At 63.0% G+C, this 24314-nt stretch carries 25 protein-coding genes; 16 read left to right on the plus strand and 9 right to left on the minus strand.

Annotation, left to right across the window (positions count from 1 at the left end; genetic code table 11):
- Positions 1 to 44: 44 nt before the first annotated feature.
- The 6 genes from purH to J3A71_RS02890 form a co-directional block, all read right to left on the minus strand.
- Positions 45 to 1652 (minus strand): bifunctional phosphoribosylaminoimidazolecarboxamide formyltransferase/IMP cyclohydrolase, encoded by a 1608-nt coding sequence (purH, locus tag J3A71_RS02865; protein WP_016489377.1) that lies wholly within the window; start codon positions 1650 to 1652, stop codon positions 45 to 47.
- 81 nt (positions 1653 to 1733) lie between these two features.
- Positions 1734 to 2054 (minus strand): DNA-binding transcriptional regulator Fis, encoded by a 321-nt coding sequence (gene fis, locus J3A71_RS02870; protein WP_012274390.1) that lies wholly within the window; start codon positions 2052 to 2054, stop codon positions 1734 to 1736.
- Positions 2051 to 3064, minus strand: a complete 1014-nt coding sequence (gene dusB, locus J3A71_RS02875; RefSeq protein ID WP_016489376.1) for a tRNA dihydrouridine synthase DusB — start codon at positions 3062 to 3064, stop codon at positions 2051 to 2053. Before dusB ends, fis begins: the two co-directional genes overlap by 4 nt.
- A gap of 196 nt (positions 3065 to 3260) precedes the next feature.
- On the minus strand, positions 3261 to 4622 hold the full coding sequence (locus J3A71_RS02880; RefSeq protein ID WP_096426825.1) for a DUF3426 domain-containing protein: 1362 nt from the start codon (positions 4620 to 4622) through the stop codon (positions 3261 to 3263).
- Between the two features lie 42 nt (positions 4623 to 4664).
- Positions 4665 to 5543, minus strand: a complete 879-nt coding sequence (prmA, locus tag J3A71_RS02885) for a 50S ribosomal protein L11 methyltransferase (RefSeq protein ID WP_016489374.1) — start codon at positions 5541 to 5543, stop codon at positions 4665 to 4667.
- A 196-nt stretch (positions 5544 to 5739) separates the two neighbouring features.
- Positions 5740 to 6195: a MaoC family dehydratase gene (locus J3A71_RS02890; protein ID WP_209953631.1), complete on the minus strand. Its 456-nt coding sequence runs from the start codon at positions 6193 to 6195 to the stop codon at positions 5740 to 5742.
- Positions 6196 to 6338: 143 nt separating this feature from the next.
- Between J3A71_RS02890 and J3A71_RS02895 the strand changes: the two genes are divergently transcribed.
- The 3 genes from J3A71_RS02895 to J3A71_RS02905 are packed head-to-tail and all read left to right on the plus strand — an operon-like array spanning position 6339 to position 8014.
- Positions 6339 to 6701, plus strand: coding sequence for a CidA/LrgA family protein (locus tag J3A71_RS02895; RefSeq protein ID WP_016489372.1), 363 nt, complete (start codon positions 6339 to 6341; stop codon positions 6699 to 6701).
- The gene (locus tag J3A71_RS02900; protein WP_016489371.1) at positions 6698 to 7414 is read left to right on the plus strand and encodes an LrgB family protein; all 717 of its coding nucleotides are present in this window, start codon (positions 6698 to 6700) and stop codon (positions 7412 to 7414) included. The genes J3A71_RS02895 and J3A71_RS02900 overlap by 4 nt, the downstream gene beginning before the upstream one ends.
- A gap of 9 nt (positions 7415 to 7423) precedes the next feature.
- The gene (locus J3A71_RS02905; protein ID WP_016489370.1) at positions 7424 to 8014 is read left to right on the plus strand and encodes an LON peptidase substrate-binding domain-containing protein; all 591 of its coding nucleotides are present in this window, start codon (positions 7424 to 7426) and stop codon (positions 8012 to 8014) included.
- 128 nt (positions 8015 to 8142) lie between these two features.
- Here J3A71_RS02905 and J3A71_RS02910 read toward each other — a convergent pair whose 3' ends face one another.
- Positions 8143 to 9459 carry a bifunctional DedA family/phosphatase PAP2 family protein gene (locus J3A71_RS02910; protein ID WP_016489369.1) on the minus strand — a complete coding sequence of 439 codons (1317 nt, stop codon included), beginning with the start codon at positions 9457 to 9459 and terminating at the stop codon, positions 8143 to 8145.
- Between the two features lie 2 nt (positions 9460 to 9461).
- Entirely contained in the window at positions 9462 to 10130 is a 669-nt protein-coding gene (locus J3A71_RS02915) for a DNA-3-methyladenine glycosylase (protein ID WP_023047864.1), read from the minus strand.
- Between the two features lie 297 nt (positions 10131 to 10427).
- Between J3A71_RS02915 and J3A71_RS02920 the strand changes: the two genes are divergently transcribed.
- The 13 genes from J3A71_RS02920 (at position 10428) to J3A71_RS02980 (ending at position 22864) form a co-directional block, all read left to right on the plus strand.
- On the plus strand, positions 10428 to 11699 hold the full coding sequence (locus tag J3A71_RS02920) for a glutamate-5-semialdehyde dehydrogenase (protein ID WP_016489368.1): 1272 nt from the start codon (positions 10428 to 10430) through the stop codon (positions 11697 to 11699).
- Position 11700: 1 nt separating this feature from the next.
- Complete coding sequence (nadD, locus tag J3A71_RS02925) at positions 11701 to 12360, plus strand: nicotinate-nucleotide adenylyltransferase (RefSeq protein WP_016489367.1); 660 nt, start codon at positions 11701 to 11703, stop codon at positions 12358 to 12360.
- A 43-nt stretch (positions 12361 to 12403) separates the two neighbouring features.
- Complete coding sequence (rsfS, locus tag J3A71_RS02930) at positions 12404 to 12835, plus strand: ribosome silencing factor (protein ID WP_016489366.1); 432 nt, start codon at positions 12404 to 12406, stop codon at positions 12833 to 12835.
- A gap of 9 nt (positions 12836 to 12844) precedes the next feature.
- Positions 12845 to 13312, plus strand: a complete 468-nt coding sequence (gene rlmH, locus J3A71_RS02935; protein ID WP_003249722.1) for a 23S rRNA (pseudouridine(1915)-N(3))-methyltransferase RlmH — start codon at positions 12845 to 12847, stop codon at positions 13310 to 13312.
- 16 nt (positions 13313 to 13328) lie between these two features.
- The gene (mrdA, locus tag J3A71_RS02940; RefSeq protein ID WP_016489365.1) at positions 13329 to 15218 is read left to right on the plus strand and encodes a penicillin-binding protein 2; all 1890 of its coding nucleotides are present in this window, start codon (positions 13329 to 13331) and stop codon (positions 15216 to 15218) included.
- A 38-nt stretch (positions 15219 to 15256) separates the two neighbouring features.
- A complete protein-coding gene (gene rodA / locus J3A71_RS02945) occupies positions 15257 to 16360 on the plus strand; it encodes a rod shape-determining protein RodA (protein WP_049275595.1) in 1104 nt (367 codons plus the stop codon).
- Between the two features lie 17 nt (positions 16361 to 16377).
- A complete protein-coding gene (mltB, locus tag J3A71_RS02950; protein WP_016489363.1) occupies positions 16378 to 17388 on the plus strand; it encodes a lytic murein transglycosylase B in 1011 nt (336 codons plus the stop codon).
- Positions 17388 to 18389 (plus strand): septal ring lytic transglycosylase RlpA family protein, encoded by a 1002-nt coding sequence (locus J3A71_RS02955; RefSeq protein WP_016489362.1) that lies wholly within the window; start codon positions 17388 to 17390, stop codon positions 18387 to 18389. The genes mltB and J3A71_RS02955 overlap by 1 nt, the downstream gene beginning before the upstream one ends.
- A gap of 272 nt (positions 18390 to 18661) precedes the next feature.
- On the plus strand, positions 18662 to 19822 hold the full coding sequence (locus tag J3A71_RS02960) for a D-alanyl-D-alanine carboxypeptidase family protein (protein ID WP_016489361.1): 1161 nt from the start codon (positions 18662 to 18664) through the stop codon (positions 19820 to 19822).
- A 73-nt stretch (positions 19823 to 19895) separates the two neighbouring features.
- Positions 19896 to 20171, plus strand: coding sequence for a DUF493 domain-containing protein (locus J3A71_RS02965; protein WP_016489360.1), 276 nt, complete (start codon positions 19896 to 19898; stop codon positions 20169 to 20171).
- A complete protein-coding gene (lipB, locus tag J3A71_RS02970; RefSeq protein WP_016489359.1) occupies positions 20171 to 20818 on the plus strand; it encodes a lipoyl(octanoyl) transferase LipB in 648 nt (215 codons plus the stop codon). The genes J3A71_RS02965 and lipB overlap by 1 nt, the downstream gene beginning before the upstream one ends.
- Before the next feature lie 2 nt (positions 20819 to 20820).
- Positions 20821 to 21837 (plus strand): lipoyl synthase, encoded by a 1017-nt coding sequence (gene lipA, locus J3A71_RS02975; protein WP_016489358.1) that lies wholly within the window; start codon positions 20821 to 20823, stop codon positions 21835 to 21837.
- 88 nt (positions 21838 to 21925) lie between these two features.
- The gene (locus J3A71_RS02980) at positions 21926 to 22864 is read left to right on the plus strand and encodes an LD-carboxypeptidase (RefSeq protein WP_060518556.1); all 939 of its coding nucleotides are present in this window, start codon (positions 21926 to 21928) and stop codon (positions 22862 to 22864) included.
- A gap of 106 nt (positions 22865 to 22970) precedes the next feature.
- Here J3A71_RS02980 and J3A71_RS02985 read toward each other — a convergent pair whose 3' ends face one another.
- Positions 22971 to 24287: a lytic murein transglycosylase gene (locus tag J3A71_RS02985; RefSeq protein ID WP_016489356.1), complete on the minus strand. Its 1317-nt coding sequence runs from the start codon at positions 24285 to 24287 to the stop codon at positions 22971 to 22973.
- Positions 24288 to 24314: the final 27 nt, after the last annotated feature.

A 24314-nucleotide genomic window follows, 5' to 3' on the forward strand; every position in this document is an offset into this window, starting at 1 on the left:
CCAACGCAGCAGATGCCTGCTTCAGTGCGGCCGATTGCCGTAAATCAGTGGCGGAAGTGGCGCATACCGGTGAATACCATCGCGATACCGGCTTCGTCGGCAGCAGCGATGACTTCGGCATCACGCATCGAGCCACCCGGCTGGATCACGGCGCTGATACCCACTTTAGCGGCATTGTCGATGCCATCACGGAACGGGAAGAACGCATCCGATGCCATGACTGCGCCCTGCACCTGCAGGCCAGCATGCTCGGCCTTGATTGCAGCAATACGCGCGGAGTTGACGCGGCTCATCTGGCCTGCACCCACGCCGATGGTCTGGCGCTGCTTGGCGTAGACAATGGCGTTGGACTTGACGAACTTGGCCACTTTCCAGGCAAACACCAGGTCGTGGATTTCTTGCTCGGTCGGGGCCCGTTTGGTGACGATCTTCAAGTCATCGGCGGTGATCATGCCGATGTCGCGGCTTTGTACCAACAGGCCGCCATTGACGCGCTTGAAGTCCCAGCCGGCAGCGCGTTCGGCTGGCCACTCGCCGCATTCCAGCAGGCGTACGTTTTGCTTGGCAGCCACCACGTCGCGGGCAGCCTGGGAAATTTTCGGCGCGATGATCACTTCGACGAACTGGCGCTCGACGATGGCCTTGGCAGTTTCGCCGTCCAGTTCGCGGTTGAAGGCAATGATGCCGCCGAAGGCCGATTCGGTGTCGGTGGCGTAGGCCAGGTCGTAGGCCTTGCGGATGCCGCCTTCGTCTTCAGGCACAACAGCCACGCCGCACGGGTTGGCATGCTTGACGATGACACAGGCCGGCTTGACGAAACTCTTCACGCACTCCAGCGCGGCGTCGGTGTCGGCCACGTTGTTGAACGACAGCTCCTTGCCTTGCAGCTGGATGGCAGTGGAAATGCTCGCTTCGCCTTTTTTGGCTTCTACGTAGAACGCCGCGCTCTGGTGCGGGTTCTCGCCGTAGCGCATTTCCTGGGCCTTGACGAACTGGCTGTTGAAGGTACGCGGGAATTCGCTGCGTGCGGAAGTCGAAAGGGTGTCCTTGGCCTGGTCGATGGTGCCCATGTAGTTGGCGATCATGCCGTCGTAGGCGGCAGTGTGCTCGAACGCCTTGAGCATCAGGTCGAAGCGCTGGGCGTAGGTCAGGCCGCCGGCCTTCAGGCCTTCGACAATGCCGGCGTAGTCGCTGGCGTTGACCACGATGGCGACATCTTTGTGGTTCTTGGCTGCCGAACGGACCATGGTCGGGCCGCCGATGTCGATGTTCTCGATGGCGGTTGGCAAGTCACAGCCAGGCTTGGAAATGGTGGCTTCGAACGGGTACAGGTTGACCGCAACCAGGTCGATCGGCTTGATACCGTGCTCGCTCATGATGGCGTCGTCGGTGCCGCGACGGCCCAGGATGCCACCGTGGATTTTCGGGTGCAGGGTCTTGACCCGGCCATCCATCATTTCGGCGAAGCCGGTGTAGTCGGCCACTTCCACCGCGTTCACGCCGTTGTCCTTGAGCAGCTTGTAGGTGCCGCCGGTGGACAGGATCTCGACACCGAGCTGCTGCAGCTCACGGGCGAATTCGAGGATACCGGTCTTGTCGGAGACGCTGATCAGGGCGCGGCGGACTGGCAGGCGGGTAGTCTGGTCGGTCATTTCGGGTTCCAATAACGCGGTGGAGTCTGCAAAAAAGGCGCCTCTGTTCAGGGAGCCGCCTTTTCTGGTTGGGATTCTGGCTTACAGCAAGTCGTACTGCTTGAGCTTCTTGCGCAGGGTGCCTCGGTTCAGCCCGAGCATCTCGCTGGCCTTGGTCTGGTTGCCCTTCACGTAATTCATCACGCTCTCGAGCAGGGGCGCCTCCACTTCGGAGAGCACCAGGTTGTACACGTCCGTGACGGTCGCGCCTTCCAGGTGGGCGAAGTAGTTGTGCAGCGCCTTCTCGACGCTGTCGCGAAGGGTCTGGCCCTCTTCGCTCGGCGTGTTGAGGTGCTGTTTCAGGTTGGCGTTGTCGCTCACGGGCGTTGTTCCACTCACAAATGTCTCTGTCATCATCGTCATGCGGCCACCCCTTGTCCGTCCTCTGTCCCAAGGCTCTGTCGACGTTCACTGAAAAACGCGCGAACGTTGGCGCACTGCGCTTGTGTGTCTTCCAAAGCGTTGAACCGGGAGCGAAACTCCTTGCCGCCGGGTCGTGTTGCCAGGTACCAGCCAACGTGCTTGCGGGCGATACGTACGCCCATCACATCGCCATAAAAGGCATGCAACGCGGCCAGATGCTCCAGCAGGATGCGTTCCACTTCGTCCAGTTGCGGCGCTGGCAGGTGTTCGCCAGTGCGCAGGTAATGCTCGATCTCGCGAAAGATCCATGGCCGCCCTTGGGCTGCCCGGCCAATCAACAAGCCGTCGACCCCGGTGGCATCCAGCACCGCCCGGGCCTTTTCTGGCGAGGTGATATCGCCATTGGCAAAGACCGGGATCGACACCGCTTGCTTGATGGCTGCGATGGTGTCGTATTCGGCTTCGCCGGTGTAAAGATCGGCACGTGTACGGCCATGCACCGCCAGCGCCTGGATGCCGGCCTGTTCGGCAATTTTCGCCACGTTCAGGCCGTTCTTGTTCGCCCGGTCCCAACCGGTGCGGATCTTCAGGGTCACCGGGACGTCCACAGCGCCGACCACGGCGTGGAGGATCTCGCTGACCAAGGCTTCATCTCTCAATAAAGCAGAGCCTGCAGCTTTGTTGCAGACTTTTTTTGCCGGGCAGCCCATGTTGATGTCGATGATCTGGGCGCCCGCTTCGACGTTGGCCTTTGCTGCTGCAGCCATCATCTGCGCGTCACCACCGGCGATCTGCACCGAGCGTGGCTCGGGATCGCCTTCATGGATGCGGCGCAGGCTCGACTTGCGGCTGTTCCACAGGCTCATGTCGCTGGAGACCATCTCCGATACCACCATGCCTGCGCCCAGGCGCTTGCAAAGCGTACGGAAAGGTTGGTCCGTGACCCCGGCCATGGGCGCGAGGATCAGGTTGTTACGTAGTGTGTATGGGCCGATGCGTACCGCCGACATAGGTGATCCCTGTTGTGGGGCCGAATCTTGGAGTTCGAAAAAGGGTGGGCATGATACCCGCTCTCGGTGACCGGATAAAGATGGATTTGGATAAAATCTGAACAGTTGTCGGCTTATGACTTTTGGTATGAGCCAAGATCCGGGTACCGCGCGTACCCTCTGGGAGCGGGCATCCCCGCCTCCACAGGGTTGCTGGCTATTCCGGCGAACGGAAGCTGAGGCTGTAATTCACGGCCTTCGGCCCCGGGTCGAGGATGTCCAGGGCGATATGGATCGGCGTCTGGCTTGGCATGTCGCCACGCCCGGCCAATTCGCCGGACAGGTACTCGCTGGGTTTGAAGCGCCGGCTGGCGATCAGTTGGCCATTGAGGTCGGCAAAACGCAGTTCCAGCAGCGGGAACGGTTGGGCGAACGGTGCACGGTTGTAAATGATCGCATCGACGATCAGTGCGCCTTTGAAATCCGGGTGGCTGCGCACCACCAGGTTGCTGCTCTTGATTCTTGAGATATCGACGCGGGTCGGTACCTGGCACCCGACCATCGGGCAAATTTGCTGGAAGATCGGCCGGTACTGGTCCTGGCGGGCCATCTCGTCGAAGTGGAACCACACATACTGGAATGCCAGCAGGCCAGCGGCCAGCAGGGTCAGGAAGCCCCACAGCAGGCGTTTGCCCCAGTTGGGTGCGGGTTTTTCCCAGCCCAGTTGCAGTGGGTCGTCGACCACATCGACCAGCGGCTCCTTGCGCAGCGGGCGCTCGGGCTTGCTGGCAAGGCCCGGCTCCAGGCGTTCACCCGGCAGCGGCTCATCAGGGTCATCGTCGCGCGCCGACAGGTGCAGGGCCAGCGGTTCATCATCGCGGGCGCTCAGGCCTTTTTGCGGGATTTCGTCATCGCTGGCGCGCAGCGGTTCGCTGAATGCGGCCTGGTCATCGATTTCGGCTGCGCGGTGTACGGGCGGCTCGTCATCGTTGTCCAGGTCAAGGTTACTGCCCAGTGTCGGCTCGGTGCGTTCGCCGGGTACAGGCTCCAGGTCCAGTTCCAGGGGCTGCGGCTCCAGCACAGGGGCGGGCTCTGCGGGCGTTTTTGGCTCGAAGGGCTCACCGGTGGCGTTGCCGAACAAGTCGTCCGCGTGCTCGTCCGGGCCCGGTTCGTCACGCCGCGCCTGCAGCCCGTCATCCATGTTGGCGGGGCGTGCCTGGGTCGGTTGGCCGCGCCGCTCCAGGCGTGCGAGCTCCTGGTCGAGGTCAAGTGCGTCCAGCGCCTGGGCGGTCAGGGCCCAGTCCTCGTCAGGGGTAATGCTGCGCTCGCGGGGGACAGGCTCGGGCGTGATTGCCGGCGCGGGCACGGGCTCGGCAGGCGCCGCTGGCACAGGTGCAGGTACTGGCACCGGCAGCTCAGGTGCGCTGGCACGGTTCTGCTCCAGCAGTTGCTTGGCGGCATTGAACACCTGCAGGCAATGGCCGCAACGGACTACGCCGCGGGCCACGCTCAACTGGTGGTGGGTGACGCGAAAGCTGGTCTGGCAATGCGGGCACTGGGTGACGAAACTGTCGGTCATGCGGCAATCCGGGAGCTGTGCAGAAGGATATTCTAGGCCCGCTTAGCGGCGGCGACCACTGATGCGCACCCAGCCATCGCGAACGACGATCGGGTCCAGCTCGAAGTCGGCGGCGTAGGCCGCAGCCACGTCCTCACCCTGTTCGGCCAGAATGCCGGACAGCGCCAGCAGGCCACCTGGGCGCACCAGGCCCGACAGCTGCGGAGCCAGCGACACCAGCGGGCCAGCGAGGATATTGGCGACCAGCACGTCGGCCTGCATGGCCGGCATGTGCTCGGGCAGGTACAGCGCCAGCTTCTCATCGGCAATGCCGTTGCGCTGGGCGTTATCGCGCGAAGCTTCGATGGCCTGCACGTCGATGTCGGTACCGACCGCTTCACGGGCGCCCAGCAGTAGCGAAGCGATGGCCAGAATGCCCGAGCCGCAGCCGAAGTCCAGCACCTGGGTGCCTTCAAGTTGCTGGCCGTCGAGCCATTCCAGGCACAGGGCAGTGGTGGGGTGGGTGCCAGTGCCAAAGGCAAGGCCTGGGTCCAGCAGCAGGTTCACTGCGTCCTTTTCCGGGGCGTCGTGCCAGCTGGGCACAATCCACAGGCGGCGGCCGAAACGCATAGGCTGGAAGTTGTCCATCCAGCTGCGCTCCCAGTCCTGGTCCTCGATTACCTCGGCCTGGTGCTGTGGCAGCTCGGCGCCGGTCAGCAGGCGCAGGTGGGCAAACACCTGCTCGGGCTCGGCATCGGCCTCGAACAGCGCCAACAGGTGGGTGTGCGACCACAGCGGGGTGGTGTTGAGGTCTGGCTCGAAGATCGGTTGATCTTCGGCATCCATGAACGTGACCGAGACGGCGCCTACTTCGAGCAGGGCATCTTCGTAGGTTTCGGCTTGTTCCGGGCTGATGGCCAGGCGTACTTGCAGCCAGGGCATGGCGGGCACCTTTGGTAAATCGACGGGGGCAGCCCTAGGCTGCGCGAAGGCTCGCAGTCTACGCGAGTGCGGAAGATTTGTGGATCGGGGCCGCTTTGCAGCCCATTCGCAGCACAAGGCTGCTCAGGAGATCGCATACCCCTGCGGGAGCAGCCTTGTGCTGCGAATGGGGCGCATTGCGCCCCCGGGGGTTACATCAGCCGAAACAGAGCGAGAGCGACTCAGCTATATAAGCAGGCTTCTCTTCACCCTCGATTTCCAGCGTAGCAATTGCCTTGAGCAGCCATTGCCCCGGCTTCTTCTGCACCACTTCGGCCAGGTCCACCTTCAGCCGCACCTGGCTGTTGACCTTGACCGGCTGGATGAACCGTACGCTGTCCAGCCCATAGTTCACCACCATCTTCAGCCCTTGTGGCAGGACCAGGATGTCCTCGATCAGCTTGGGGATCAGTGACAATGTCAGAAAACCATGGGCGATGGTGCCGCCAAAAGGGGTTTCGGCCGCCTTTTCAGGGTCGACATGGATGAACTGAAAATCGCCTGTCGCCTCGGCGAACAGGTTGATGCGCTGCTGATCGATCTTCAGCCAGGCGGAGTGGCCCAGCGCTTTACCAACATACTGCGAAAGCTCTGTAACCGGCACATAGGGCATCGCGGACTCTCCAGGTTGTCAGTTGGTACGAAAGTGCAAGATCAGCACGGCGAACCGTTTCAGTCAAGTTGTCTGTTTTTCGACGAATATCGGTATATCGCTGTGCGTGCTTATAATGGCGGCCGTGCCCGAGGGAGATGCTTATGCTGTTGCGTGGTTTGACCTGGCTGGTGCTGTTCCAGCTGCTGGGGACGGCGATCAACCACTTGTTGGTGCCGTTTCTGCCGGGGCCGATCATCGGCCTGGTGCTGCTGTTGGGCTTCCTCATGGCCCGCGGTGAGGTGGGCAAGCCATTGAACGAGGCGGCCAGCAGCCTGCTGCGCTACCTGCCGCTGTTGCTGGTACCGCCGGCAGTGGGGGTGATGGTGTATGCCAAAGACATCGCCGCCGACTTCTGGGCGATTGCCGGAGCCCTGCTGATCTCATGCCTGGTGACGCTGGTTTTTGTGGGTGTGCTGATGCAAACGCTCATTCACCGCCAGGGCAAGCGCGAGGAGCGGCCATGATGCCCGATTGGCAAGGCGCGCTGGATGCAGTGGTGCACCATCCTTTGTTTGGTATCGGTATCACGCTCGGTGCCTACCAGGTGGTGCTGGCGGCCTACGAGAAAACCCGCTGGATCTTCCTGCAGCCGGTACTGGTATCGATGTTGCTGGTAATCGGCGTGCTGCTGCTGTGCGGCATTGAATACAGCGAGTATCGCAAGAGCACCGAAATCATGAACATCCTGCTGGGCCCCGCCACTGTGGCGTTGGCCGTGCCGCTCTACCTCAACTTGCGGCGTATCCGACAGCTGTTCTGGCCCACATTTACTACGCTGGTAATCGGGGGGCTGTTCGCCACGCTCTGCTGCCTGTTGCTAGGCTGGTGGTTCGGTGCAGAACACATGATCCTGATGACCATGGCACCCAAGTCGGTGACCTCGCCAATTGCCATGCTGGTGGCAGAGCAGATTGGCGGTGTGGCGGCGCTGGCGGCAGTGTTCGTACTGATCACCGGGGTGATTGGCGCCATCTTCGGCCCGGCGCTGCTGAGCCGCTTCGGCGTGCATAGCCCTGAGGCGCGCGGCATGTCGCTGGGCGTCACGGCGCATGCGGTGGGGACCTCGGTCGCCCTGCAGGAAGGTGACGAATGCGGCGCTTTTGCCGCGCTGGCGATGAGCTTGATGGGGGTAGCCACGGCAGTGTTCCTGCCGCTGGCGGTCAGCCTGGTAGCTTGAGGAATTGTGATGACACTACCGCTGTTTCCGCTCAATACCGTGCTGTTCCCGGGCTGCTTTCTCGATTTGCAGATTTTCGAGGCGCGCTACCTGGACATGATCGGGCGCTGCATGAAGCAGGGCGAAGGCTTTGGGGTGGTCTGCATCCTGGAAGGTGAACAGGTTGGCAAGGCGCCACCGATGGTCGCTTCGATCGGCTGTGAAGCGGTGATCCGCGACTTTGCGCAGCAGGATAATGGCTTGCTGGGTATTCGCGTTGAAGGGGTGCGGCGCTTCAGTCTGGCAAGCACCGAGGTGCAGAAGGACCAGTTGCTGGTGGGGCAGGTGCAATGGCTGCCGGAGCACGCGGACAGCCCGTTGCTCGATTCCGATGATGACCTGCTGGCGCTGCTGGTGGCGCTGGGTGAGCACCCGATGGTCGAGGCGCTGGACATGCCGCGCCCGGTGGATGGGCGCCAGGCGCTGGCCAACCAGCTGGCGTACCTGCTGCCGTTCATGGAAGAAGACAAGCTGGACCTGCTGACCCTCGACTCGCCGCAGCAGCGATTGGGGGAGATTCAGAAATTGCTGGAGCGGATTCAGGGTGAGCTTTTCGCCTGATCTCTTTGTGCTGCTTGGGCTGGCCTCTTCGCGGGCTTGCCCGCTCCCACAGGTATGTCACTTGCTTCGAGGCAGGTGCAGTACCTGTGGGAGCGGGCAAGCCCGCGAAGAGGCCATTAAGGGTGACATCAATATTGGTATCTGAGCAAAGCCTGCGGCAACGCATGCATTGCAAAGAACGCCAGCAGCGCGATACATGCCGGCAACACCAGCCACCACACCCGCAGCGGCAGGGCCGGCAGTGTCTGCTGGCGCTGCGCCACAGTCAGGCTAAGCGCGCATACACAGCAGGCCAGCAGGGCGCCGGCCAGGATGTCGGTTGGCCAGTGCGCCCCCAGGTACACCCGTGACAGGGCAATCGCCAGCGCCGGAATGCAACCCAGCATCACCCAGGTCAGGCGCATGCGCGGCGGCTGTCCGCGCCCTGCCAGCACTGCCATGACCAGAAAGAACGCAAACGACGCCGAGCTGTGCCCGCTGGGCATGCTGTAGCTGGTCAGTGGGTCGGTCAGCACTTCCGGCCGCGCCCGGGCAAACAGCCATTTCAGTGTACCGTTGGCGATCGCTGTGCCCATCAGCGCGCCAGCGGCAAAAAACGCGTGCCGCCACTGGCGGGCAAGCAGCAGCAGGCCGGTCAGCAGGGCGCCGAGAAACAGTTGCGTGCGGAAATCGCCCAGCCGGGTCACCAGTACCACGGCGCCGTCGATGGCCTGGCTGCGATGCTCCTGCACCAGTGTCATCACGCCTTGGTCGAACTCGTGCAGGTAAGGCCAGCCGAGGAATAGCCCGGCCAAGGCAGCGAAGCTCATGCCGGCGATCAGTCGTGTCCCATGGCGCTGGTCGCGAATGCTGGTGGTCAGGCTAAGGCCGATGATGACCGCCAGGGTGCCGGCGATGATGCCGGCGTCCAGCCAGAAACCTTCCGGCAGCGGCAGGCGCATGGCCGCGCCGGTAGCCCAGCCTGGCAGCAGGTAGGCGACCGACCAGCCGGCGCCGGCCACCAGGCTGACTGCGATGAAGCGCGGCAACGGCATGTCGAACATGCCCGCGACCATTGGCAGCATGGGCCGCAGCGGCCCGATGAACCGCCCTACCAGCAGGCTGGCAATGCCGTAGCGCTGAAAATAGGTCTCTGCACTGCCAATCCACTCCGGGTGGTGGCGCAGTAGCGGCAGGCGGCGAATGTTCTGGTGGAAGTACTTGCCCAGTGTGTACGACACGGCGTCGCCCAAAAGGCCGCCAAGAAAGCCCAGCAGCAATGTTTCGCCCAGGCTGAAGGCGCCACTGCCGGCCAGTACCGCGACAGCAAACAGCAGCACAGTGCCAGGCACGATGATGCCGGCAATAGCCAGGCACTCAATGCAGGCCACCAGGAAAATCGCCAGGCCAAGCCACTGCGGGTTGGCGCTTAGCCAGCCGGTCAGGCTGTCGAGCCATTGGCCCATGTTCAGCTTCCTTGTTCGAGAATGAAGAAGTCACGGCCTTCGACTTGGCCGCGACGTAACGGGTTCCGCGTGCAGAACCGGGCGTACTCGGCGTCGACGAAGCGGTAGGGCAGGTGCTCGTCGCGCCCGTGCGGGATGCCCAGCCTTGCAGTCTGGATAACCCTTGGTACGGCGTTGCCGCAATCGTCCACATACAGCCGCTCGGCGTCGAAGCGCTGGGCGTCCCACACTGGCACTTTCAGGCCCAGGGCTCGGCACAGCAGGGTCTGGCCGGCGCACAGGCGTTCATCCGGGCGGAGCTTGCTGCTGGCGTCGGGGTTGTTCAGTTGCATCTGCGCCAGGCTGTCGGGGCCCGAGAGGTCGTCCTGCCAAGGATAGGCAGACTTGATCAGCACCGCGTTGCCCGGCCCGTGGGCGCTGAAGTTCAGCGAGTCGCCGCCGCGGGCGTAGTACATGTAGATGTGCCCGCCATCGAGGAACAGCGCCTTGCGCTTTTCGGTGTAGCCGAGCGAGGCGTGGCTGCCTTTGTCGGTGAGGTAATAGGCCTCGGTCTCGATGATGCGTGCGGCCAGCCACAGGTCGCCGTGGCGGTGGCGGATTACCTTGCCCAGCAGGGCCTTGGCCACGGTCTGGGCGTCACGGTCGAAAAAGCTGTCGGGCAGGGCTGGCATGCGGGCAGTTCGTGGCGGGGGACGCGGGGATGATAGCAATGAATGGCTTAATCTTGGCTGAACCTGTGGGGCGATTGATTGGTATCCATATGTTTCATTGGTAGCGGCTGTCAGGGGTTCGCCTTGATGTGTTTGGTGCCTGTGAAATCGAGCGCCGCGCGGGCGGCGCTCGATTTCACAGGCGCAGACAATCGTGAGACGAACACCCATTTTCTACCATCCGCCACCCGCCGCTGGGCGTACACCTGCGCGGCAGTTATAATCAGCCGATTTCCCCTTCGCCAAGACACCGAACCCATGACTGAGTCCGTTCTTGACTACATGACCCGTTTGGGTCGCGCTGCCCGTGAGGCTTCCCGGGTAATCGGCCGTGCCAGCACCGCGCAGAAAAACCGCGCCTTGCAAGCCGCTGCCGATGCGCTGGATGCTGCCCGTGCGGAACTGACTGCCGCCAACGAGCTGGACCTGGCCGCCGGCCGCGCCAATGGCCTGGAGCCGGCACTGCTCGACCGCCTCGCGCTGACCCCTGCACGTATCGATGGCATGATCACCGGCCTGCGCCAGGTCGCCAGCCTGCCGGACCCGGTTGGTGCCATCCGCGACATGAGCTACCGCCCATCGGGTATTCAGGTTGGCAAGATGCGCGCACCGCTGGGCGTGATCGGGATCATCTACGAGTCGCGCCCGAACGTGACCATCGATGCTGCCAGCCTGTGCCTGAAGTCAGGTAACGCGACCATCCTGCGTGGCGGCTCTGAAGCCATCCATTCCAACCGTGCTATCGCCACCTGCATCCAGCGTGGCCTGGCCGCCGCGGGCCTGCCGGCTGCCGTGGTGCAGGTGGTCGAGACCACCGACCGCGAAGCCGTGGGCGCGCTCATCAGCATGCCGCAATTTGTAGACGTCATCGTGCCGCGCGGCGGCCGTGGCCTGATCGAGCGCATCAGCCGCGATGCCCGCGTTCCGGTCATCAAGCACCTGGACGGCATCTGCCACATCTACGTCAGCCAGCATGCCGACCTGGACAAGGCCTGGAACGTGGCCTTCAACGCCAAGACCTACCGTTATGGCATCTGCGGCGCCATGGAAACCCTGCTGGTCGACCAGCAAGTGGCCGAGCGTTTCCTGCCGGAAATGGCCCGCCGCTTCCAGGAGAAGGGCGTGGAACTGCGTGGCTGCGAGCGTACCCGCGCGCTCATCGAGGCCAAGCCGGCCACTGAAGACGACTGGCACACCGAGTACCTGGACGCGATCCTGTCGATCCGCGTCGTCGATGGCCTGGACCAGGCCATCGAGCACATCAACCACTATGGCTCACACCACACCGACTCGATCATCAGCGAACACCAGGGTGAAGCCCGCCAGTTCATGGCTGAAGTCGACTCGGCGTCGGTCATGCTCAACACCCCGACCTGCTTTGCCGACGGTTTCGAGTACGGGTTGGGTGCGGAAATCGGTATTTCCACCGACAAGCTGCATGCCCGTGGCCCGGTCGGCCTGGAAGGCCTGACCTGCGAGAAGTACGTAGTGATCGGCGACGGCCAGCTGCGCGGTCAGGAGTCCTGCTGAGTTGAGCACGGCCCAGGCAGTCCGGCGCATCGGCATTCTAGGTGGCACCTTCGACCCCGTGCATATAGGCCACCTGCGCAGCGCGCTGGAAGTGGCCGAGTTCATGGGGCTGGACGAACTGCGCCTGTTGCCCAACGCCCGGCCGCCGCACCGCGACACCCCGCGGGTGGCCGCGCAGGATCGCCTGGCCATGGTCCGCGAAGCGGTGCAGGGCGTGGCTTGCCTGAGCGTCGATGCGCGCGAGCTTGAGCGGGACAAACCGTCCTACACCATCGATACGCTGGAATCGATCCGCGCCGAACTGGCCGGCCACGACCAGCTGTTCCTGGTGCTGGGCTGGGATGCCTTCTGTGGTCTGCCGGGCTGGCACCGCTGGGAAGAATTGCTGCAACACTGTCACATCCTGGTGCTGCAACGCCCGGATGCCGACGTAGAACCCCCTGACGAGCTGCGCAACCTGCTGGCTGCGCGCTCGGAGAGCGATCCCGCCGCCATGTCCGGCCCGGCGGGAAATATTTCGTTCGTCTGGCAGACGCCGCTTGCGGTGTCGGCTACACAGATCCGACAGCTGCTGGCCAGCGGCAAATCGGTAAGGTTCCTGGTGCCGGACGCCGTACTGGCCTACATCGAGGCGCACGAACTGTATCGTGCGCCTAACTGACGGTGCCTCTGGCGCCTCATCCAACGAGTTGAACGAGTTTTATATGAGCAAGCAGAAAACCAATGGCATCAGTGGCGAAGAACTGGTCAAACTGACCATTAGCGCTCTGGAAGACGTCAAAGCCCAGGACATCCAGGTCATCGACGTGCGCGAAAAGCACAGCCTGACCGACTACATGATCATTGCCACCGGTACCTCCAACCGCCAGATCAACGCGATGCTGGAAAAGGTCCGTGAAGCGGTCAAGAAACAAGGCGCACAGCCGCTGGGCGAAGAAGGCAAGGGTGACAGCGACTGGGTGCTGCTGGACCTGAACGACGTCATCGTGCACATGATGACCGCCGCTGCCCGCCAGTTCTACGACCTGGAGCGTCTGTGGGCGGGTGCCGAGCAGAGCCGTGCTGCTGATGCCAAGCATCACAGCCCGGAAAACGCCAGCGCCTACTTCGATGACAAGATCAAAGACCGGGAATAAGGAAGCGTCGTGCGTCTGCGCCTGATCGCGGTCGGCTCGCGCATGCCGAAGTGGGTCGAGGAAGGTTGGCATGAATATGCCAAGCGCCTGCCCGCCGAGCTGTCGCTGGAGCTGGTGGAAATCCCGCTGAACACCCGTGGCAAGAATGCCGATGTCGCCCGCCTGATCCGTCAGGAGGGCGAAGCCATGCTGAGCAAGGTTCAGCCTGGGGAACGCATTGTCACCCTCGAGGTCCATGGCAAGCCCTGGAGCACCGAGCAGCTGGCGACCGAGCTCGACCGCTGGCGCCTGGATGCGCGAACGGTGAATTTGATGGTGGGCGGCCCGGAAGGCCTGGCGCCTGAGGTTTGCGCGCGCGCCGAGCAACGCTGGTCGCTGTCGCCGCTGACCCTGCCACACCCGTTGGTAAGGATACTGATCGGCGAGCAGATCTACCGCGCCTGGACCGTGTTGTCCGGGCACCCATACCACAAATGAGCCTGTAAGCAGTCAGATGTCGCAGCCGATCCGCCTCAAGGACCACGAGAAAGACGCCCGCCTGGTGCGCAACCGCGTCGTGGTCGGCGCGGTGGCGATCATGCTGCTTATTTGCGTGCTGATCGCGCGGCTGTACTACCTGCAGATCATCCAGTACGACTATCACTCGACGCTGTCAGAGAACAACCGGGTGCATGTGCAGCCGATCCCGCCGACCCGCGGGCTGATCTTCGACCGCAACGGGGTAATCGTTGCCGACAACCGGCCCAGCTTCAGCCTGTCGATGACCCGCGAACGTGCGGGTAACTGGCAGGAAGTGCTGGATACCATCGTCGAAGTACTGGACCTGACGGCCGACGACCGGGCGCTGTTCGAGAAGCGCATGCGCCAGGGCCGTCGGCCGTTCGAGCCGGTGCCGATCTTGTTCGAACTCAACGAAGAGCAGATCGCCCGGGTGGCGGTGAACCAGTTCCGCCTGCCAGGCGTGGAAGTGGTGGCCCAACTGGTGCGGCATTACCCGCAGGGTGCGCATTTCGCCCATTCGGTGGGTTATGTGGGGCGCATCAACGAGAAAGAGCTGAAAACGCTCGACCCGGTGAACTACAGCGGCACCCACCATATCGGCAAGACCGGCATCGAGCGCTTCTACGAAGACGACCTGCACGGCCAGGTCGGCTACGAAGAAGTCGAGACCAACGCCCGAGGCCGCGTGCTGCGGGTGCTCAAGCGCACCGACCCGAAACCGGGCAAGGACATTGTGCTGAGCCTGGACATCAAGCTGCAGGAAGCCGCCGAGGCCGCCCTGGGTGGCCGGCGTGGCGCAGTGGTAGCACTCGACCCACGCACTGGCGAGGTGCTGGCGATGGTCAGTCAGCCCAGCTTCGACCCCAACCTGTTCGTCACGGGCATCAGCTTCAAGGCCTATGCCGAACTGCGCGATTCGATCGACCGGCCGTTGTTCAACCGCGTGCTGCGTGGCCTGTACCCGCCCGGTTCGACCATCAAGCCGGCGGTGGCCATCGCCGGCCTGGACAGTGGCGTGGTCAATGCCAGCAGCCGGGTGTTCGACCCGGGCTATTACCAACTGCCCAACTATGACCACAAATACCGTAACTGGAACCGCTCCGGCGATGGCTGGGTCGACCTGGACACCGCGATCATGCGTTCCAACGACACCTACTTCTACGACCTTGCGCACAAGATGGGCATCGATCGGCTGTCCAGCTATATGAACAAGTTCGGCATCGGCCAGCGGGTTTCCCTCGACATGTTCGAGGAGTCCGCCGGGTTGATGCCGTCGCGCGAATGGAAGCGTGCCACCCGCCGTCAGGCCTGGTTCCCCGGTGAAACACTGATTCTCGGCATTGGCCAGGGCTATATGCAGGCCACGCCGCTGCAACTGGCCCAGGCCACTGCGCTGATCGCCAACAAGGGGGTGTGGAACCGCCCGCACCTGGCCAAGACCATCGAAGGCCAGCAGCCTGTGGACGACAACCCTATGGAAAACATCGTGCTGCGTGACAAGTCCGACTGGGCCAAGGTCACCCATGGCATGGAGCAGGTAATGCACGGCGCCCGCGGCACTGCGCGCAAGGCTGCCGCCGGTGCCCAGTACCGCATTGCCGGCAAGAGCGGTACCGCCCAGGTGGTGGCGATCAAGCAAGGCGAGAAGTACGACCGCAACAAGCTTCAGGAGCGCCACCGCGACCACGCCCTGTTCGTCGCCTTTGCGCCGGCCGAAGCCCCGAAAATCGTGGTATCGGTGATGGTCGAGAACGGTGAGTCCGGCTCGGGTGTCGCTGCGCCCGTGGTACGCCAGATCATGGACGCCTGGCTGCTCGACGAAAATGGCCGGCTCAAGCCCGAGTTCGCGCCTGCCACCGTTACCCAGGAATCGGCCCTGTGATGAACAATTTCGATCGCATGCTCTCCAGTGAGGATGTGATGCGTCGGCGCGCCAGCTTTCTGCAGCGTATCCATGTCGACGGCCCCTTGCTGATCATTCTGCTGACCCTTGCGGCCGGCAGCCTGTTCGTCCTGTATTCGGCCAGTGGCAAGAACTGGGACCTGCTGCTCAAGCAGGCCACCTCGTTCGGCATAGGCCTGGTGTCGATGTTCGTCATCGCCCAGCTGGAGCCGCGCTTCATGGCCCGCTGGGTGCCGCTGGCGTACTTGACCGGGGTGCTGTTGCTGGTGGTGGTGGACGTGATGGGCCACAACGCCATGGGCGCCACGCGCTGGATCAACATCCCCGGGGTGATCCGCTTCCAGCCCTCGGAATTCATGAAGATCATCATGCCGGCGACCATCGCCTGGTACCTCTCCAAGCGCACCTTGCCGCCCCACCTGAAGCACGTGGCGATCAGCCTGGTGCTGATTGGCGTGCCGTTCATCCTGATCGTGCGCCAGCCCGACCTGGGCACGGCGCTGCTGATTCTCGCCTCCGGCGCCTTTGTGCTGTTCATGGGGGGCCTGCGCTGGCGCTGGATCCTCAGTGTGCTGACGGCGGCGGTGCCAGTGGCGGTGGCGATGTGGTTTTTCGTCATGCACGACTACCAGAAGCAACGGGTACTGACCTTCCTCGACCCGGAAAGCGACCCGCTGGGCACGGGCTGGAACATCATCCAGTCGAAGGCGGCGATCGGCTCGGGCGGGGTGTTCGGCAAGGGCTGGCTGCTCGGCACCCAGTCGCACCTGGATTTTCTGCCGGAAAGCCACACTGACTTCATCATCGCCGTACTGGGCGAGGAGTTCGGCCTGGTCGGCATCTGCCTGTTGCTGATCGTCTACCTGTTGCTGATCGGCCGTGGCCTTATGATCACCGCCCAGGCGCAGACCCTGTTCGGCAAGCTGCTCGCGGGCAGCCTGACCATGACTTTCTTTGTGTACGTGTTCGTCAATATCGGGATGGTCAGCGGCCTTCTGCCTGTGGTGGGCGTGCCGCTACCCTTCATCAGCTATGGCGGAACATCGTTGGTGACGCTGCTGTCAGCGTTTGGCGTTTTGATGTCGATCCACACGCACCGCAAATGGATCGCGCAGGTTTGAATAAGGTGAAGAATTTCATGCAAGCAGTGCGTAACTGGGCTGCCCGTTGTGCGCCGTGGATTGGCGCGGTGGGCCTGTTCGGCGCTGTACAGCTGGCCCATGCCGGCGATTATCAAGGCTCACCGCAGGTGGCCGAGTTCGTTGGCGAAATGAGCCGCGACTATGGTTTTGCCCCTGAGCAGTTGATGAGCGTGTTCCGTGAAGTGCAGCGCAAGCAGTCGATCCTCGACGCCATCTCGCGCCCGGCCGAAAAGGTCAAGCCGTGGAAGGACTACCGGCCGATGTTCCTCACCGACGCGCGCATTGCCCGTGGTGTGGACTTCTGGCGCCAGCACGAAGCCGTGCTGGCCCGTGCCGAGCAGGAATACGGCGTGCCGGCGCAGTACATTGTTTCGATCATCGGTGTGGAAACGTTCTTTGGTCGCAACACCGGCAACTACCGGGTGATCGATGCGCTGTCGACGCTGGGCTTCGACTACCCGCCGCGGGCCGAGTTTTTCCGCAAGGAACTGCGCGAGTTCCTGCTGCTGGCCCGTGATGAGCAGCTCGACCCGCTGACGCTCAAAGGCTCCTATGCCGGCGCCATGGGCCTGCCGCAGTTCATGCCGAGCAGTTTTCGCAACTACGCGGTGGACTTCGACGGCGATGGCCACATCAATATCTGGAATAACCCGGACGATGCCATCGGCAGCGTCGCCAGCTACTTCAAGCGCCATGGCTGGGTGGCGGGCGGGGGCGTGGTCAGTCGCGCCTGGGTGGACGGTGCAGGTGCCGAGCAAGGCCTGACCACCGGTATCGAGCCGGTGAAAACGGTAGGGGAGTTGCGCGCGCTTGGCTGGTCGGTTCATGATTCGCTGCGCGATGATCTGCCGGTTACTGCCTTCCGCCTTGAGGGCGACAATGGTCCCGAGTACTGGGTTGGCCTGAAGAACTTCTACGCGATCACTCGCTACAACCGCAGCGTGATGTATGCCATGGCGGTGCATCAGCTTGCGCAACAGCTGGTTCAAGCACGGGGCGTCAAGTAATGCGCGCAATCATCTCTGCCAACTCCTTCAAACTGCTGACCTGCCTCGCCGTTGGCGTGGTGCTGGCCAGCTGTTCATCCAGCCGCCCGACCCCGCAAAGCAGTGGCAACGTGGTGCGTACCCAGCCGGGGCTGGACATCAACCGGGCCCACAAGGACGGCGCGCCCTGGTGGGACGTGGATGTGAACAAGATCCCCGATGCCACGCCGACCGTGCACACTGGCAACTACAAGGCCAACCCCTACACGGTGCTGGGCAAGACGTATTACCCGATGCAGGACTCGCGCAATTACCGCGCCGAGGGCACCGCATCGTGGTACGGCACCAAGTTCCACGGCCAGAACACCGCCAACGGCGAGCTGTACGACCTGTATGGCATGAGCGCGGCGCACAAGACCCTGCCGCTGCCGGCCTACGTGCGGGTGACCAACCTGGCCAACGGCCGTAGCGTGATCCTGCGGGTGAATGACCGTGGCCCGTTCTATTCCGACCGTATTATCGACCTGTCCTACGCGGCGGCGAAAAAGCTCGGCTATGCCGAGACCGGCACCGCGCATGTGCGCGTCGAGGGGATCGACCCGCAGCAGTGGTGGGCCCAGCGTGGGCAGACGCCGCCGATGGTGCTGAAAGAGCCGCAGGTGGCCCAGACCCAGGCGATCCCGGCCAGTACCGGGCGTGTCGAGCAATGGACTCCGCCGGCACAGCAGCATGCGGCGCCGGTGGTGCCGGTGCAGGTGGGTGGCAACAATGTGCCTGGCGGTGCGGGTGGCAGCTTCCTTCAGGTCGGCGCCTTCGCCAACCCGGATGCCGCCGAGCTACTGCGCTCCAAACTCAGCACCATGGTCAATGCACCGGTGTTCATCAGCTCGATCGTGCGTAACCAGCAGACCCTGCACCGCGTGCGCCTGGGGCCGATCGGCAGCCAGGGCGAGATCCAGCAAGCACAAGACAGCATCCGCCTGGCGAACTTGGGGCAGGCCAAGCTGGTCACAGCAGACTGACCGCGTCGTCTTCTTCGCGGGCACACCCGCGCCTACAGGGGTATGCGACACCCTGTGGGCGCGGGCGTGCCCGCGAAGAAGGCAACACCAAACTGTCGGTTTTGTCATGAATTGCCGGGCGCGGCCATGTACAATGACGGCTTTTGCCCGCAGCGACATAAAGCCGCACGTTCGCGGGCCAGGCCAACGGCCATAAAACCAGACTGACTGGCGCTGGGCACATGATCTTGCCCAGGGAACATCTCAGACCATTAGCGATTTTCGAGAGACGGATGAACATCACCAACCTTGCCAAACGACTTTGCCTGCCTGTACTGCTGATGATCACGCCTGCCGCCTTCGCGGCAGAGCAGATGACGCCGGCGCCACCGCAACTGGCAGCCAAGTCCTACGTACTCATGGACGCGTCCAGCGGCAACGTGCTGGTCGAGAACAACGGTGACGAGCGCCTGCCGCCAGCCAGCCTGACCAAGCTGATGACCGCCTACATCGCCACCCTGGACATCCGCCGCGGCCAGATCGGTGAGAACGACCCGGTTACCGTCAGCGAAAACGCCTGGCGTACTGGCGGTTCGCGCATGTTCATCAAAGTCGGTAGCCAGGTGACTGTCAGCGACCTGCTGCATGGCATCATCATCCAGTCCGGCAACGACGCCTCGGTCGCTTTGGCCGAGCACATCGCAGGCAGTGAAGATGCCTTCGCCGACATGATGAACAAAACGGCTGCCGACCTGGGCATGAGCAACAGCCACTTCATGAACCCCACCGGCCTGCCGAACCCGGAGCATTACTCGTCGGCGCATGACATGGCGACCCTGGCCCGTGCGATCATCACCGTCGATCCGGCCCACTACGCCATCTACTCGCAGAAAGAGTTCTTCTGGAACAACATCAAGCAGCCTAACCGCAACCTGCTGCTGTGGCGTGACAAGACCGTCGATGGCCTGAAGACCGGCCACACCGACGAAGCGGGCTACTGCATGGTGGCTTCGGCTGTTCGCGATGGCCAGCGCCTGATCGCCGTGGTGTTTGGCACCAACAGCGAGCAGTCCCGTGCTGCCGAGACCCAGAAGCTGCTGACCTACGGCTTCCGCTTCTTCGAAACCCAGACCTTCTACCAGAAAGGCACCGAGCTGACCCAGGCCCCGGTCTGGAAAGGCGCCACCAGCCAGATCAAGGCTGGCCTGGCTGACGACCTGACCATGACTATGCCTAAAGGCCAATTGAAGCGTCTGCAAGCTTCGATGACCATGAACCCGCAGCTCACCGCGCCAATCGCCAAAGGTGACGTGATCGGCAAAGTGGAAGTCAAACTGGACGAGAAAGTGGTTCACAGCGCCGACCTGATCGCCCTTGATGGCGTCGAGGAAGGTGGTTTCTTCCGCCGTATGTGGGATAGCATCCGTCTATTCTTCTTCGGGTTGTTCAACTGATACGTGACCTGCATGCCCCCGCGTATCTAGCGGGGGCGTTGTTGTTGCCACGGCTTACGAGGCCGTTTCCGCCATGAGCGAACCAGACGTCAAGTCGCACAAGATCGAATTCCCTTGCGCTGATTACCCGATCAAGGTAATCGGCGATACTGTTGTCGGCTTCAAGGACACGGTGATCGAGATTCTCAGCAAGCACGCCAAGGTCGACCTTTCCACGCTGGCTGAACGCCAGAGCAAGGAAGGCAAGTACACCACCGTGCAATTGCACATCGTTGCCACCAGCGAAGATCAGCTGCACGATATCAACAGCGCCCTGCGCGCTACCGGCATCGTGAAAATGGTGCTCTGATGTCCGCCTGTCTCGGTTTTCGCGAGCTTGGCCTGCAGCCCTATGAACCGGTGCTGGAGGCCATGCGTCGCTTTACCGAGCAGCGCAGCCCGTGCAGCCAGGATGAAATCTGGCTGGTCGAGCACCCCGCGGTCTTCACCCAGGGCCAGGCCGGCAAGGCCGAGCACCTGCTGGTACCGGGCGACATCCCGGTGGTGCAGACCGACCGCGGTGGCCAGGTGACCTACCATGGCCCCGGTCAGCAGGTGGCCTACCTGCTGCTGGACGTGCGCCGGCTGGGCTTTGGCGTACGCGAGCTGGTCAGCCGTATCGAACAGGCCTTGATCGGCCTGCTCGCCAGTTACGACGTGCAGGCATCGGCCAAGCCCGATGCTCCTGGCGTCTATGTCGATGGAGCGAAGATCGCCTCCCTCGGCCTGCGAATTCGCAACGGCCGTTCGTTCCACGGCCTTGCCCTGAACGTGGACATGGACCTTGCGCCATTCCGCCGAATCAACCCCTGCGGCTATGCGGGGCTGGCCATGACCCAGCTGCGCGATCTGGCAGGTCCGATCGAACTCGACGAGGTCAGGACAAGGCTGCGCGGACAGCTGGTCAAGCACCTCGACTACGCTGAGCAGACGACCCTCACGGGCGGAATCGACTGAATATGACAACTGTGCAAGAAGCCGTGCCGAACCTGATATCTACCCAGGATGTCACCCCGCGCCAAGCGCCGAAGAAGGTGGAAGCTGGGGTCAAACTGCGTGGCGCCGACAAAGTCGCGCGCATCCCGGTAAAGATCATCCCTACTGACGAACTGCCGAAAAAGCCTGACTGGATCCGCGTGCGTATCCCGGTGTCGCCTGAGGTAGACCGTATCAAGCAACTGCTGCGCAAGCACAAGCTGCACAGCGTATGCGAAGAGGCTTCCTGCCCGAACCTGGGCGAGTGCTTCTCCGGTGGTACCGCCACCTTCATGATCATGGGTGACATCTGCACCCGCCGCTGCCCGTTCTGCGACGTTGGCCATGGCCGACCTAAACCGCTGGACCTGGACGAGCCGAAGAACCTGGCTGTCGCCATTGCCGACCTGCGCCTGAAGTACGTGGTGATCACCTCGGTAGACCGCGACGACCTGCGTGACGGCGGTGCCCAGCACTTTGCCGACTGCATCCGCGAAATTCGCGCGCTGTCCCCGGGTGTGCAGCTGGAAACCCTGGTGCCGGACTACCGTGGGCGAATGGATGTTGCGTTGGCGATCACTGCGCAAGAGCCGCCAGATGTGTTCAACCACAACCTTGAGACGGTGCCGCGCCTGTACAAGGCCGCGCGTCCGGGTTCGGATTACGACTGGTCGCTGGACCTGCTGCAGAAATTCAAGCAGATGGTACCGCACGTACCGACCAAGTCGGGGCTTATGCTTGGCCTGGGTGAGACTGACGAAGAGGTGATCGAGGTCATGCACCGCATGCGCGAGCATGAAATCGACATGCTCACCCTCGGCCAGTACTTGCAGCCATCGCGTAGCCACCTGCCGGTGCAACGTTTCGTTCACCCGGACACCTTCGCCTGGTTCGCCGAGGAAGGTTACAAGATGGGCTTCAAGAACGTCGCCTCTGGCCCGCTGGTGCGTTCTTCGTACCATGCTGACCAGCAAGCTCACGAAGCCAAGATCAAGCTCTGAATCAAAGAGCAGAGCCACGTATGCCGATGCACGCCGACAGGCGGCGTCGGCATTTTTATTTGCGCCCCACGCGCTGCTAGGAGCTGCGATGAATTGCGCCGAAACCCTCCAACCCAGCCTGCCAGCTGCGCTGCCGGCTAACGCCTGCTTTGCCATTGTCGCGCCGGCGGGCGCGGCGCGTCTGGATACGCACAAGGTCAGCCAGTGGTTCGCTGACCGCGGTTATCGTTGCCGTATCTACCCGGGTGCCCTGCAGGCGCAGGGCTATTTGGCGGGACCGGATCAACAGCGCCTGCAGGACCTGCATGACGCGTTTGCCGACCCGGCCATCGACGCCATCCTCTGCATGCGCGGCGGCTACGGCAGCATGCGCTTGCTCGGCCAGCTCGACTTCGAGCTGATTCGGCGCAACCCCAAGCCGTTGATCGGCTACAGCGACATTACCGCGCTGCACACGGCGATCTACCGGCATAGCGGGCTGGTTACCTTCCATGGGGGGATGCTCAATGCCGACCTGCTGGGCGCCAAGTTGCCGCCGACCGAGTCATCGTTGCTGGCGCAGCTGGGCGGGCACGTACGGGCAGGCGAGCAGCTTGTGCACCCGGCGGGCTATGCCTTGAGCAGTGTGTTGCCGGGTGTGGCCAGCGGCCCGCTGCTGGGCGGCAACCTGTCGATGCTGGGTGCGACCATGGGGACGCTTGCCGAGCTGGAGACCCAGGGCTGCATCTTGTTCATCGAGGACGTCAACGAGCCGTTGTACCGGGTCGACCGGCTGCTGACCCAGTTGCGCCTGGCGGGCAAGCTGGAGGGGGTGAAAGGCGTGCTGGTGGGGGACTTTGCCGGGATTACCACGGCGGCGTTGGCGCCGTTGCTGGAGGAGACCTTCGCGCCGCTGGGTGTGCCGGTGCTGGCGGGGTGGCGCAGTGGGCATTGCGACCCGAATGTGTGCTTGCCGCTGGGGGCTCGGGTCAGGCTGGACAGTGATCGGCAGAGCCTGGTGCTGGAGCAGGACCTGTTCAAGGTTTGAGGTTGTCGGGGCTGCTTTGCAGCCCATCGCGGCACAAGGCCGCTCCTACAGGGGATTGCGATACCTTGCAGTTACGCGGTTGGCTGTAGGAGCGCCCCCAGCATTCTCATTGCTGACGCAGGCTCTCAAGCAGCTTGTGGGTCGGGTAGCCATCTGCTGGCCACCCCAGCCCCTGCTGGGCAGTGCGAATGGCCTTGCGGGTATTGGCGCCGATGATGCCATCGGCATTCCCGGCCTCATGGCCACGGCTGTTCAACAAGTTCTGCAACTCCATGCGCTCGCTGCGACTCAACGGCAGGTCTTCTTTCGGCCAACTGCCGGCAATGAAGCCCCAGCCGCTGAAGCGGTCCCCCAGCAGGCTTACCGCCAGTGCGTAGGACGAAGAGTTGTTGTACTTCAGAATGGCGCGGAAGTTGTCCAGTACCAAAAACGCCGGCCCGCGGGCGCCAGCCGGCAGCAGCAGGGCGGCTGACAGCTGGTTGCTGTTGGCGGGCAACTGCGTGCCTGCAGGCAGTTTCACGCCCATTGCCAGCCACTCGCTCACCGGTTTGCGCAGCGCGCCATCGGCTTGCCAGAAATCGAAACCAGCTGGCACTTGTACCTCGAAGCCCCATGGCTGACCACGCTTCCAGCCCGAGCTTTGCAGGTAATGCGCCGTCGAGGCCAGGGCATCCGGTGTGCTGTTCCAGATGTCGCGGCGGCCATCACCGTCGAAGTCCACGGCATGGGTGTTGTAGGTGGTGGGGATGAACTGGGTCTGGCCCATGGCGCCGGCCCACGAGCCACGCATGGCCTCGGGCTGGATGTCGCCATGCTGGATGATCTGCAGCGCGGCGATGAGCTGGTCCTGGGCGAACTGCGGGCGACGGCCCTCATAGGCCAGCGTGGCCAGCGAGCGAATCACCGACTTGTTGCCCTGGAACTGGCCAAAGTTGCTTTCCATGCCCCACACCGCGACCAGCACCTGGCGATCCACGCCATAGCGTTGTTCGAGGCGGGTCAGCAGCTCGGCGTTCTGCTCCAGCAGCTTCTTGCCGTTGCGTACCCGCAGAGGCGACAGGGCGCCGTCGAGGTATTCCCACACCGGGCGGGTGAACTCAGGCTGGCTGCGGTCGGCCTTGATCACGTCCATGTCGGGGGTGACGCCGAGGAAGGCACTGTCGAACGTGCTCGGCGAGATGCCGGCTTGCAGGGCTTGCTGGCGGAAGCCTGCCTGCCACTGGGCGAAGGTTTGCAGAGGCTGGATTTCAGTGCTGACGTCGGGCGTTGTGCCGGGCACAGTCACCACTGGAGCGGGTTGGGCAGGGGCCAGCGGCAGTGCGTCGGCAGCGGTGGGCTTTTCCGCGCAGGCCACAAGCAGGATGAAGCTGGAGGCCGCGATCAGCTGGCGGGTTTCCCAACGGGGGATAAGACGGAAGAGCATGCACAGATCCAGAATTGCAGGTCAGGT

The sequence above is a fragment of the Pseudomonas sp. PvP089 genome (assembly GCF_017875165.1).
Classification (GTDB): Bacteria; Pseudomonadota; Gammaproteobacteria; order Pseudomonadales; family Pseudomonadaceae; genus Aquipseudomonas; species Aquipseudomonas fortuita.